This is a genomic window from Stenotrophomonas acidaminiphila, assembly GCF_014109845.1.
In the GTDB taxonomy this organism is placed as follows: domain Bacteria; phylum Pseudomonadota; class Gammaproteobacteria; order Xanthomonadales; family Xanthomonadaceae; genus Stenotrophomonas; species Stenotrophomonas acidaminiphila.
Genome location: NZ_CP043567.1, coordinates 1,006,913 through 1,018,884, shown reverse-complemented (window position 1 = coordinate 1,018,884; position 11,972 = coordinate 1,006,913). Strand labels below are relative to the sequence as shown.

11 protein-coding genes and 1 pseudogene are annotated in these 11,972 nt (G+C 66.6%); 6 read left to right on the top strand and 6 right to left on the bottom strand.

Annotated features, from left to right (window positions below; all coding sequences use genetic code 11):
• The first annotated feature begins 8 nt into the window (after positions 1-8).
• Positions 9-863 carry an SPOR domain-containing protein gene (locus F0P95_RS04715; RefSeq protein WP_182335880.1) on the top strand — a complete coding sequence of 285 codons (855 nt, stop codon included), beginning with the start codon at positions 9-11 and terminating at the stop codon, positions 861-863.
• Positions 864-1,592: 729 nt separating this feature from the next.
• Positions 1,593-2,345 (top strand): SDR family NAD(P)-dependent oxidoreductase, encoded by a 753-nt coding sequence (locus tag F0P95_RS04710; protein ID WP_182335879.1) that lies wholly within the window; start codon positions 1,593-1,595, stop codon positions 2,343-2,345.
• 167 nt (positions 2,346-2,512) lie between these two features.
• Here F0P95_RS04710 and speA read toward each other — a convergent pair whose 3' ends face one another.
• Positions 2,513-4,402 carry an arginine decarboxylase gene (gene speA, locus F0P95_RS04705; protein WP_054662555.1) on the bottom strand — a complete coding sequence of 630 codons (1,890 nt, stop codon included), beginning with the start codon at positions 4,400-4,402 and terminating at the stop codon, positions 2,513-2,515.
• A gap of 238 nt (positions 4,403-4,640) precedes the next feature.
• Between speA and speE the strand changes: the two genes are divergently transcribed.
• Together speE and F0P95_RS04695 are read left to right on the top strand one after the other, a co-directional pair.
• Positions 4,641-5,498, top strand: coding sequence for a polyamine aminopropyltransferase (speE, locus tag F0P95_RS04700; protein ID WP_182335878.1), 858 nt, complete (start codon positions 4,641-4,643; stop codon positions 5,496-5,498).
• Between the two features lie 292 nt (positions 5,499-5,790).
• Complete coding sequence (locus F0P95_RS04695) at positions 5,791-7,215, top strand: serine hydrolase domain-containing protein (protein WP_182335877.1); 1,425 nt, start codon at positions 5,791-5,793, stop codon at positions 7,213-7,215.
• Positions 7,216-7,566: 351 nt separating this feature from the next.
• On the opposite strand, the gene F0P95_RS04690 is transcribed toward F0P95_RS04695, so the two are convergent.
• Together F0P95_RS04690 and F0P95_RS04685 are read right to left on the bottom strand one after the other, a co-directional pair.
• Positions 7,567-7,935 carry a DUF6404 family protein gene (locus F0P95_RS04690; protein ID WP_182335876.1) on the bottom strand — a complete coding sequence of 123 codons (369 nt, stop codon included), beginning with the start codon at positions 7,933-7,935 and terminating at the stop codon, positions 7,567-7,569.
• A gap of 3 nt (positions 7,936-7,938) precedes the next feature.
• Positions 7,939-8,277 carry a P-II family nitrogen regulator gene (locus F0P95_RS04685; RefSeq protein WP_182335875.1) on the bottom strand — a complete coding sequence of 113 codons (339 nt, stop codon included), beginning with the start codon at positions 8,275-8,277 and terminating at the stop codon, positions 7,939-7,941.
• A 180-nt stretch (positions 8,278-8,457) separates the two neighbouring features.
• Between F0P95_RS04685 and ubiK the strand changes: the two genes are divergently transcribed.
• Entirely contained in the window at positions 8,458-8,712 is a 255-nt protein-coding gene (ubiK, locus tag F0P95_RS04680; protein WP_182335874.1) for a ubiquinone biosynthesis accessory factor UbiK, read from the top strand.
• 9 nt (positions 8,713-8,721) lie between these two features.
• Positions 8,722-10,236, top strand: a complete 1,515-nt coding sequence (locus F0P95_RS04675; RefSeq protein ID WP_182335873.1) for a YifB family Mg chelatase-like AAA ATPase — start codon at positions 8,722-8,724, stop codon at positions 10,234-10,236.
• A 150-nt stretch (positions 10,237-10,386) separates the two neighbouring features.
• Here F0P95_RS04675 and F0P95_RS04670 read toward each other — a convergent pair whose 3' ends face one another.
• The 3 genes and pseudogenes from F0P95_RS04670 to F0P95_RS04660 all read right to left on the bottom strand — a co-directional run bounded on the left by F0P95_RS04670 (position 10,387) and on the right by F0P95_RS04660 (position 11,764).
• Positions 10,387-10,845 carry a hypothetical protein gene (locus F0P95_RS04670; protein WP_182335872.1) on the bottom strand — a complete coding sequence of 153 codons (459 nt, stop codon included), beginning with the start codon at positions 10,843-10,845 and terminating at the stop codon, positions 10,387-10,389.
• A gap of 128 nt (positions 10,846-10,973) precedes the next feature.
• Positions 10,974-11,402, bottom strand: a pseudogene (locus F0P95_RS04665) (RHS repeat-associated core domain-containing protein); the annotation flags it as partial.
• A gap of 38 nt (positions 11,403-11,440) precedes the next feature.
• Positions 11,441-11,764, bottom strand: coding sequence for a hypothetical protein (locus F0P95_RS04660; protein ID WP_182335871.1), 324 nt, complete (start codon positions 11,762-11,764; stop codon positions 11,441-11,443).
• Positions 11,765-11,972: the final 208 nt, after the last annotated feature.

Here is an 11,972-nt window from a genome sequence, read left to right as displayed (position 1 = left end):
TTGCAGAAATGGCAGCACGACGCGGCAAGAGCCAGGCCCGGCGCAACAGCGGCAACGGTACGCCCGGCTGGGTATGGCTGGTCGCCGGCGCGGCGATCGCGGCCGTGGTGTTCCTGGCCGCCCCGAACCTGTTCAAGAAGGAAGGCGACGGCTTCCTGCGGGTCGGTCCCCAGCCCAACCCGGACGCGCAGCCGGCCCCGGTCGCCGATGCCGACATCGACGCCGGCGCCGACCTCCCCCGTCCGGCCGCGCGCGATGGCGCGCAGCCGGCGGAGAAACCGGCCGCGACCCAGTACGACTTCTACACCCTGCTGCCGGGCAAGGAAGTGCAGATGTCCGACGCCGAGCTGGCCGCCAGCGCGCGTGCCGAGGAACAGCGCCGAAGCCAGGCCGCGCGGACAGCGCAGGCCAGCGAAGCGCAGCGCGCGCAGGCTGCCCTGGAAGGGCGCCCGGTACCGGCGGCCGCCGCACCGCTGCCGTCACCGATCAGCGAGACGCCGCGCCCGGCGGCGGCCACAGGCACGACGGCCGGCACCACGGCGACTCCCCCGGCACCTGCCGTGGCCGCCACCGACAGCGCACCCAGGCGGGCGGAGCCAGCGGCACCGGCAACCGCGGCCGGTGGCGACAACGTCCGCTACATCCTCCAGGCCGGCGCCTTCGGCGCTTCCGGCGACGCCGAGGCGACCAAGGCCAAGCTGGCGATGATGGGCCTGGCCGCCCGCGTCGAATCGGCGCAGATCAACGGCAACACGGTCTACCGCGTGCGCATGGGCCCCTATGGCACCGCCAGCGAACTGGCCGAAGCCAAGGCCAAGCTCAACGGCAGCGGCCTGCAGGCGATGGCCATCAAGGCGCAGTAACACCGCTTTGGCGGTGTTACCCCAAGGTTTGCGCAGCAAACCTTGGGCCCCGTGCCTGCTGTCTCCACAACCCCGCGCCTGTCGGCGCACCCCCTTGACTCAAGGGGGCTGTGGCTCCGGTGGGTGGGCGGCGAATGCGCTGGCGGCATCGCGGGACCATGCCGCACTGGGCCCAATGCGGGGCAAGCCCCGCATCTACGGGCATCCGCTTCCCACGGTGCGGAAATCGAAGGCGTAGCGAAATCGCCTGCAGCGGTGTTACCCCCATGTCTGCACAGCAGAACATCGAGCCCCACCGCCTTTCCTTCCACAACCCTGCGCCTGTCGGCGCGCCCCCTTGATTCAAGGGGGCTGTGGCTCCGGTGGGAACATCGTGGGTGCGGGGGGCTTGCCACGCACAGGATTTGGCGAAGTGCGCCATTCGCGGCTGGCTCCGCGTCTACGAGCCCCGTGTTCAGCGAGGTGCGAAAATCGTGGGCGCAGTGACGTCGCTTACAGAGGCTTCATCCCACGTTTGTGAAACAAACCTTGGGCCCCATGCCCGCTATCTCCACAACCCCGCGCCTGTCGGCGCGCCCCCTTGACGCAAGGGGGCTGTGGCTCCGGTGGGTGGGCGCCATGGGCATGCGCGTTGACGCGATGGACGTGTTCGGGGTGTCCGCATCACGCCAGCGCCGGTGCTCCGCGAAGGTGCGAAAATCGACGGCCTCTTCTCCCTGGGAAACCGTCATGTCCAAGACCGTCCTGATCACCGGCGCCACGTCCGGTTTCGGTGCCGCCGCCGCCCGTCGCTTCGCCGCTGCCGGCTGGAAGGTGATCGCCACCGGCCGCCGTGCCGAGCGCCTGCAGCCGCTGGTGGACGAGTTCGGGGCCGAGCGGGTGCACGCGGCGGTCTTCGACATCCGCGATCCGGCGGCGATGGAGGCGGCACTGGCGGCGTTGCCGGCGGCGTTCGGCGGCATCGACCTGCTGGTCAACAACGCTGGCCTGGCGCAGGGCACCGCCGCTGCCCAGCACGCCAGCCTGGAAGACTGGCGCACGATGATCGATACCAACGTCACCGCGCTGGTCACCCTGACCCATCGCCTGCTGCCGCGGCTGATCGAACGCCGCGGGGCGATCATCAACATCAGTTCCACCGCCGCCATCTACCCGTATCCGGGCGGCAACGCCTACGGCGGCACCAAGGCCTTCGTCAGCCAGTTCTCGCTGGGCCTGCGCGCCGACCTGCACGGCACCGGCGTACGCGTGACCGCGATCGAGCCGGGCATGGCAGAGACCGAGTTCACCCTGGTGCGCACCCATGGCAACCAGGCCGCCTCGGACCAGCTCTACAAGGGCGCCAACCCGATGACCGCGCAGGACATCGCCGAGCAGATCTTCTGGGTCGCCACCCTGCCGCCGCACCTGAACGTCAACCGCCTGGAGCTGATGCCGGTGAGCCAGTCGTTCGCCGGCTTCCAGGTCGCGCGCGAAGGCTGATGCCGGCGACACGGACGGGCATGCCGGCGGCCGCGATGCGATGGGCTGTTCCCATGCCTGCCCTCGACGCTGGCGCCCATCCCGGCAATGCGCGCAGCACAGGCCGGAAATGAGAAGGGGCGGGCACGGCCCGCCCCCTCGTCAGCGCGGCGATGCCCGCGGCCGGCTCAGCCCAGCGGCTCGTCCGACAGGTAGGTATAACCGGTCAGGCCCGCTTCCAGCGCGGCGTCCAGCTCGGCGGCACGCTCGGCCGGCAGGTTGGCCGCGGCCACGCGTTGCCGGTAGGCCGCGCGCAGGTCGTCCAGGCGGTAGCCGACGTAGTCGAGCATCACGTCGGTGGTGTCGCCGCGACGCTGCTGGGCGATGCGATAACCGCTGCCATCGACCGTGACTTCCACCGCGTCGGTGTCGCCGAACAGGTTGTGGATGTCGCCGAGGATTTCCTGGTAGGCGCCGACCAGGAAGAAGCCGATGCGGTAGCTCTCGCCATGGCCCACCGAGTGCAGCGGCAGCGAGCTGTCCAGGCTCTCGTTCTCGACGTAGGTCTTGACCATGCCGTCCGAATCACAGGTCATGTCGGCGATCACGCCGCGGCGATCCGGGCGCTCGTCCAGGCGCTCGATCGGCACGATCGGGAACACCTGGTCGATGGCCCAGGCATCCGGGATCGACTCGAACACGCTGAAGTTGACGAAGTACTTGTCGACCAGGCGGTCGTTCAGCTCGTCCAGCGCGGGGCGATGGCTCTTCTCGTCGTAGCTCAGGCGCGCGCGCACGCCGTTGGCGATGGCGTAGAACAGGTCGTCGATGCGCGCACGCTGCGGCAGGTCGATCTGGCCCAGTGCATAGGCGCTCAGGCCTTCGGCGTGGAAGTGCTGGGCTTCCTGGAACAGTTCCACCGCCGGGCGCTGGTCCAGTTCGTCATGGATCTCGCGCAGGTGGCGGATCGCGGCCGGCTCGTCGTCATGCGCCTCGGGGATGCGGCCATCGGCGGCCTGCTCCACTTCGGACACGTTGGCGATCAGCACCGCGTGGTGGGCGGTCATCGCGCGGCCGCACTCGGTGACGATGCGCGGCGGCGGCAGCGCGTGCGCTTCGCAGGCCTCGGCCAGCGGCTGCACGATGTTGCTGGCGTAGGCGTTCAGGCCGTAGTTGATCGAGCAGTAGCTGCGCGAGCGGGTGCCTTCGTAGTCGATGCCCAGGCCACCGCCGACGTCGACGTGGCTGATCTTCGCGCCCAGGCGCGAGAGCTCGACGAAGTAGCGGGTGGCCTCGCGCATGCCGTTGGCGATGTCGCGCACGTTGCTGATCTGGCTGCCCATGTGGAAGTGCAGCAGGTTCAGGCAATCGGCGTACTCGGTATCGCGCAGCGACTTCCACAGGTCCAGCAGCTGGCGCGGCGACAGCCCGAACTTGGCCTTGTCGCCGCCGCTGTTCTGCCACTTGCCGGCACCCAGCGATGCCAGGCGCATGCGCACGCCCAGGCCCGGCTTCACGTCCAGTGCCCTGGATTCCTCCAGCACCAGCTTCAGCTCGGAGGGCTTCTCGATGACGATGTAGGTCTGCAGGCCGAGCTTGCGGCCGATCAGCGCCAGGCGGATGTACTCGCGGTCCTTGTAGCCGTTGCAGACGATCAGCCCGCCCGGCCGGCTCAGCGCCAGCACCGCCATCAGCTCCGGCTTGGAGCCGGCTTCCAGGCCGAAGCCCTCGCCATGGTGGCTGGCCAGGGTGCCGGCCACGCCGCGGTGCTGGTTGACCTTGATCGGATAGACCGCGGTGTAGCCGCCACGGTAATCCCAGTCACGCTGGGCCTGGGCGAAGGCCGCCTGCAGCTTGCCAAGGCGCTCGCCGAGGATGTCCGGGAACCGCACCAGCAGCGGCAGTTTGGCGCCGGCGGCACGCGCCGAATCGACGATTTCCGGCAACGACACGGCCGGGCCCCGCGCGCCGGTGGGGCGCACCACGACATGCCCGGCGGCATCGACGTCGAAATAACCGTCGGACCAGTGCGGGATCGAATAGGTCTTGCGGGCCTGGTCGAGGGACCAATCGCTCATCGGCGTAGCAACTCTCGGCTGTGGATAAAAAGGACGCGCATTCTAACGCCAGCGGGGCACCGGTCCGTTACAATCCGCGCCCGCGCCTTCCGCCCTCCCGCTCCGGAGCGGGATCCAGGGGCGGAAATACGGCGCAGACCCCGCCGTACCGGGCTTTGCCGCCCCCCTCGCCCGCCCTCCGGGGCGCCTTTTCCCGCCCGCGGGAGAAGGGAAAAGTCCATTGCACCCAGGAATCCCCATGACCACCCACGACAACTGGTTCATCGAACACTTCCAGCCGACCGGCTCGGCCATCGGTTTCCGCATCACCGGCAAGCTGGACGAAGTGCAGTCGCCGTTCCAGAAGATCGAGATCTACGACAGCACCGACTGGGGCAAGCTGATGGTCATCGATGGCGCCATGATGCTGACCACCAAGGACAACTTCTTCTACCACGAGATGATCAGCCACCCGGTGCTGTTCACCCACCCGGCGCCCAGGCGCGTGGTGATCATCGGCGGCGGCGACTGCGGCACCCTGCGCGAGGTGCTCAAGCACCCGGGCGTTGAAAGCGCCACCCAGTGCGACATCGACGAGCAGGTCACGCGCATGGCCGAGAAGTACTTCCCGGAGCTGTGCGAGTCCAACGGCGACGCCCGTGCCGAGCTGCTGTTCGACGACGGCGTGGCCTACATGGCCAACTGCGCGCCGGGCAGCGTCGACGTGGTGATCGTGGACTCCACCGACCCGGTCGGCCCGGCCGAGGGCCTGTTCAACAAGGCCTTCTTCGAAAGCTGCTTCCGCGCGCTGAAGGACGACGGCCTGCTGGTACAGCAGAGCGAATCGCCGCTGGCGCTGCTGGACCTGATCAAGGACATGCGCGCGGAGATGGGCAAGGCCGGCTTCCAGTCGTTCAAGACCCTGCCGTTCCCGCAGCCGTGCTACCCGACCGGCTGGTGGTCGGTGACCGTGGCCAGCAAGCAGGCCGGCTTCGGCTTCGGCTTCCGCGAAGAAGACGCCGCCGCCAAGCCGTTCGATACGCTGTACTACACCGCCCCGCTGCACACCGGCGTGCTGGTCAGCCCGCCGTTCGTGGCCAAGGCGCTGGGCGAGTAAGCCGGCGCCACACCGCAGCGACGCACCCCAACCCCGCGCCGGCCACCGGCGCGGGGTTTTCGTTGGTTCTCCAGGCGCCGCGCATCACCCGGTCCACCCGGCGGCCGAACGCAGCCATCACGCTGCCTGGCACGGCGCCTCGCCCGGAGGGCCCTGGGACCATGCCGGACGACCCATTGACTACAACTGTAGTCAACCGCTAGCTTCGGATGGATTCTCCAACGTAGGCCAATCGATGCGTCCCTTTGCCCGGGTATGTGGTTTCGTCCTGCTGATGTGCAGCGCAGTCGCGTTGGCGAAGCAGCCTCCCACGGCCGATGAACTGCGCCGCCTGGTCGACAGCTACGCCGATCACCGTGGCTTCAACGGCACGGTGCTGGTGGCGCGGGGAGACCAGGTGCTGCTGCGCGCCGCTTACGGCCAGGCCAATGTTGAATGGGCAACGCCCAACCGGGTGGAAGGGCGCTATCGGGTCGGCTCGCTGAGCAAGCCGCTGGTCGCCACGCTCACGATGCAGCTGGTCCAGCAGGGCACGCTGCGGTTGGACGGGACACTGGGCGAATACCTGCCGGCGCTCTACGCCGGGACGCCTGCGGCGAAGGTGACGGTAGCCCAGCTGCTCAGCCACACCTCGGGGCTTGCCGACGTCCCCGGGCGCTACACCGACCCGTGGTGGCAGACCGCCGCGCGCCGCAGCTATGCGCCGATGGACTTTGCGCGCGAGTGGATCAAGCCGACGCTGCTGGAGAACCCGGGCCAGCAGTGGCGATACAACAACAATGGCTTCTTCCTGCTCGGTCTGCTGATCGAACAGGCAACCGGGCAGTCTCTTGCGGACAACCTGCAGGAACGGATCTTCGCCCCGGCAGGCATGACCGCCAGCGGTGTTTTCAACGGCAGGTCGGTGCTGGAACGGCTCGCCGAAGGCTACACCCGCACCGCGGAAGGCACCCTGGTGCAGCCACAGTGGATCGACCCGAGCGTGTCGTTCGCGGCGGCGGGCATCTACACCACGGTCGATGATCTCTACCGCTTCGACCGGGCGCTGTATGGCGAGCGCCTGCTGAGCCACGACACGCGGCGCCAGATGCTGACGGCGCAGGCGTCGCACTATGGGTTCGGGTGGAATGTCGATGACTGGACACTGCCCGATGGCGCCAGGCTGCAGGTCGTTTCCCACACCGGCAGCGTACCGGGCTACCAGAGCTATTACCTGCGGTCCGAGTCGCACGAGGACTGCGTCATCATCCTCGACAATTTCTGGCAGGGCGCGCTTGTGGTGACGATGGGCCAGGACCTCATGGAGGTGCTCAACGGCAAGCCGATGCAACCGGCAAAGCGGAGCGTGGACGACCTGCTGACCCCGATCGCCTATCGCCAGGGGCCCAAGGCCATGACGGCGGCCTATGAAGGCCTGGGGGCGCGCCGCGACGACTACGACCACAGCGAGAGGGCGCTGAACGCGCTGGGCTACAAGCTTCTTCGCGCGGGCCGCAAGGACGAGGCGGTCAGCGTATTTGAATGGGGCGTGGCGGCGTATCCCGGTTCGGCCAACACCCACGACAGTCTCGGGGAGGCGTATCGCGCGGCCGGGCGGCTGGATGAAGCCCGCGAAAGCTACCGCACCGCCTTGAAGCTCGATCCGGCCAGCCAGAGCGCCCGCGCGGCGCTGGAAGCAATGGGGGCGGACAAACAACCCGGAGACAGCAGCGATTGAGGCATCGGTGCCGCCCGCCCTGTCCTCGCCTGGGCCGGGCGCTCTCCTTTCCCGCATGGGGCCCTGTCCCGCTCGATCGCCTTCATGGCCAGGGCATCGGGCGGACAAGCCCGCGGCTTCCGCCCAGAAAGACCCATAGCGACGCGAGGTCTTTCGTCTGCCGCCCCTCGCGGGGCCCGCTGGCCCACAGGACCCCGCGGCTTCAGCACAGGAGACAGCTCCCAGGCCGCAGCCTGGAGCCCACTGCAGCGGCGCTACCGACTACCGGCCGGCCTTGCCCGGGCACGCATGCCACTGTCCACGGCCCGCGCGCCGCGGCGGGCAACACCGGCAGCGGCCCGCCAGCTGCGCTCAACCCTGGAAATCGCGCCAGAGCGGAATGCCGCGCCGGCGCGCATTCCGGCGCGCGTGCAGCCCCATCGCCAGGCCGAACAGCACGCCGGCCAACACCATGGCCAACAGCACCATGCCCGCCGGCATCTGCGAACGGCGCCAGACCATCAACCACATCACCAAGCCCCAGGTCGGCCCGAATAAGCCCCCCATCAGCAGGGCATTCGGGACAAACCCCATCATGAGCGGCGGCGGCACGCGGAAACCGAGCTTCCACAACCACCGGTACAGCAACGGCGCGGACGTGCCGCGCGGCAGGCCCTTGCCATCCAGCATCGCCAGGGCCCGCTGCAGGCGCTGGCCGAATTGACCGTCCACGGTCGCCATGGTTCAGAGCGCGTCGGCGTCGATCTCACCGGTGCGGATGCGCACCACGCTGCCCAGGTCGTACACGAACACCTTGCCGTCGCCGATCTTGCCGGTGCCGGCGGCCTTGACGATGGCCTCCACCACCTCGTCGGCCTGGGCGTCGGTGACCGCGACCTCGATCTTCACCTTGGGCAGGAAATCGACCACGTACTCGGCGCCGCGGTACAGCTCGGTGTGGCCCTTCTGCCGGCCGAAGCCCTTGACCTCGGTGACGGTGATGCCGGCCACGCCGCGCTCGGCGAGCGCCTCGCGCACGTCGTCCAGCTTGAACGGCTTGACGATGGCCATGATCATTTTCATCGGTCGTTTCCCTGTCTGTGTGCCGGGGAAAGCATAGCCTGCCCGGCACTGACCCGGCAGGCGCGGGGCGTGCCGCACGGACGGCAAGGGATTATCCTGATACCCCCACGCAACAGAGCCCGATGGCCGCGGTTGCCGGCGGCGCCTAACCTGCCAGCCTGCCCCTGCGGAGACCACCCCATGATCGACCTCAACCACATCGATGCGCTGGCCCGCCGCCTCAGCGACCTGGTGCCACCGGGCCTGCGCGAATCGCGCGAGGAACTGCAGGCCACCTTCAAGAGCGCGCTGCAGGCCGGCCTGGCCAAGCTGGACCTGGTCACCCGCGAGGAGTTCGAAGTGCAGCGCGCCGTGCTGCTGCGCACCCGCGAGAAGCTGGACGCACTGGAACAGGCTGTCGCCGCACTGGAAAAGCGCCCCGCCGGCGACGCCTGAGCCACGCCCATGAGCCTGGCGCTGGTGCACAGCCGTGCCCGCGCCGGGGTGGATGCGCCGCCGGTACGGGTCGAAGTGCACCTGTCCGGCGGGCTGCCCTGCACCCAGATCGTGGGCCTGCCCGAAGCGGCGGTACGCGAATCGCGCGACCGGGTGCGCGCGGCCATTCTCTGCGCACAGTTCGAGTTCCCGGCCCGGCGCATCACCATCAACCTGGCCCCGGCAGACCTGCCCAAGGACGGCGGCCGTTTCGACCTGCCCATCGCACTGGGCATCCTCGCCGCCAGCGGCCAGATCGACCGCCAGGCGCTGGCCGCGCATGAGTTCATCGGCGAGCTGGCGCTGACCGGCGAACTGCGCGGGGTGGACGGCGCGCTGCCCGCGGCCATCGCCGCCGCGCGTGAACGGCGCACGCTGGTGGTGGCGTCGGACAACGCCGACGAGGCCGCGCTGGCGCGGCAGGCGACGGTCAAGGTCGCGCGCACCCTGCTGGAAGTCTGCGCCGCCCTGGCTGGCGAGAAGACCCTGCCCGACGCGCAGGTCAGCACCTGCGAACCTGCGCCGCTGCCGGACCTGGCCGACGTGCGCGGCCATGCGCAGGCCCGCCGCGCACTGGAGATCACCGCCGCCGGCGGCCACCACCTGCTGCTGGTCGGTTCACCCGGCTGCGGCAAGACCCTGCTGGCCTCGCGGCTGCCCGGCATCCTGCCCGAGGCCAGCGAGGCCGAAGCCCTGGAAACGGCGGCCATCGCCTCGGCCGGGCGCCACGGCGTGGACCCGACACGCTGGCGACAACGGCCCTACCGCGCTCCGCACCACACGGCCAGCGCGGTCGCCCTGGTCGGCGGCGGCGCACTGCCGCGGCCCGGCGAGATCTCGCGGGCGCACAACGGCGTGTTGTTCCTGGATGAATTGCCCGAATGGAAGCGGCAGACGCTCGAAGTGCTGCGCGAGCCGCTGGAATCGGGCGTGGTCACCATCGCGCGGGCCGCGCGCAGCACCGAGTTCCCGGCCCGCTTCCAGCTGGTGGCGGCGATGAACCCGTGCCCATGTGGCTGGGCTGGCGACCGCAGTGGCCGCTGCCGCTGCTCGGCCGACGCGATCGCCCGCTACCGCGCACGCATCTCCGGCCCGCTGCTGGACCGCATCGACCTGCAGCTGCAGGTGCCACGGCTGCCACCGGCCGAACTGCGCAGCGATGCTCCGCCCGCCGAAAACAGCGCCGCCGTGCAGGCCCGCGTAGCGCAGGCACGTACCCGCCAGCTGCAACGCGCCGGTACCCCCAACGCCCGCCTCGACCCGGGACAGACCCTGCGCGACTGCGTGCTGACCGCCGCCGACCAGGCCATGCTCGAACAGGCGATGGAACGCCTGCAGCTGTCCGCACGCTCGATGCACCGCATCCAGCGCGTGGCCCGCACCATCGCCGACCTGGCCGGTGGCGGCCCCATCGAACGCACGCACCTGGCCGAAGCCATCGGCTACCGCCAGCTGGATCGCGCCTGCCCGGATGGCTCACCGTAAAGCGGGCAGTACCCCGCTACGGATGCCAGTGGGGATGCCGCCGACGTTGACAGATTCGCTTTCTGGGAACTCCAGGGAACAGCCGCAGGAACAGATGCGAAGCGAGAACGGATAAACAACAAGCCCCGCGTGAGCGGGGCTTGTTGTTATTCACATATGGCTGAACTCTATTCCTGTCGATGGTTTATCAACGTCTGAGATCAATGACAGCTTTTTTCCTGGGCCAATAAAGACCATGACGCCGTAAGGGACGCTACATTTCTCGCTCGATATGCCTGTAAAAACCAAGAAGATCCGATCATCATCAGGCTGATACTCCCACGTGCCAGACCCATCAAGATCACCACGTTCGCCAGCAGACGAGCAAACCATAGCGGCAGGAATTCTCGCTGCCATGAACTTTCCATCCTGCCGCATGGAAATCTCCCTGCCCTGATCCCGAACATCGTCAGCCCTCCATACTCCGACAAATTCAGTCACATCCTGTTCCCAGGTACATCCAACAAGAGAAGCGTAAATAAGAAGAGTTACGAAGGAGCGCATCATTTTTTTGCACCCACACTCGGACAAATCAAATGTCAGGTTGAGTGTCTGGGCAATTTCTGACATTGCACCAGTCGACCTCCAACGATTCAGCGGATCGCTAATGTTCTCAGACCACCACCCAGTGTAACCAATCACAGGGGATGCGTTGCTGATTTATCGAAGAATAATTGTTCACCTGAACATAGAGCGTGTTAGCGTCGATTTGATAACGTGCGTTGTAGCTTCCGAGAAAAGCAACTGCAATATTTCCCATATGACCGAAAGTCAACAAGTTTGAATAGTCGTGCAAATAGAGCGCCCCCCTTCCAACCACTTACGGAGTAATCCCACTCCCCTTGCTTTGGAATTGTCCCCTCGCAAGCTCTTTTCAAGAGGCGCTGAATATTTCCATGCTGTCCGAGTGTCTCAGCAAACGGATCACCATCACTAAAATCACGATGCCGAGGCCCTGTGCCAGTTAACCACTCCCAGCCAACTGACCAGGGCGACGAAGTGTCTGCCAGCCCCAGCGGATCAATCCCCGTCAGCGGATTTCCGCCAACGTACCCATACGTCGAGATACCACCTGCAAGACCAATTGGATCACTCTGCGAGCACCTCCCGGCTACTGGATCATAATCCCGGAAGTAGTTGCATTAGAAGGCGAGCCTGATCGTGGTTATCTAAATATCTCGAAGATAACTGCACCAATCAGAGATATCCAAGTCGCAATATGTATAAATGAAAGAAGACCAACCAATGAAAGTGGTTTTGATAGAGCAGCTTTCCCAAAAGCAGAAAGCGACTTAAGCGCTTCAGATGGGGTATTCAACGGAATGTAATCAAGCGAAGCTAGTTCTGAATGGCGCCCGTTTGGTAAAGAACTTTTAGCGAGCTTTATAGCGATTAACCTGCTCACTATTAAAAGCAGAAAGCCAAGGAAAAGAAGCGGCAGGAAGGCTTCTGTATTCATTTTGATCCACACGCCCCACAGCTGACCCATTCGGGGATACCATCCATCTTTGAATTTCCTATTGGATACCAATAAAGGGTTGCATCCCAACCCCCTCGTCCATCCCATGCACCTGGTGATTTCCCTGCCCCCAGTTGAAAACCAGAGTAGGCAACGCCACCCCCAGCAGCCAGTCCTGCTCCTTTCATAGAAGCACTTCCTGTAAGTGCGTACGGATCAATCTCGGATTTCCTATCAT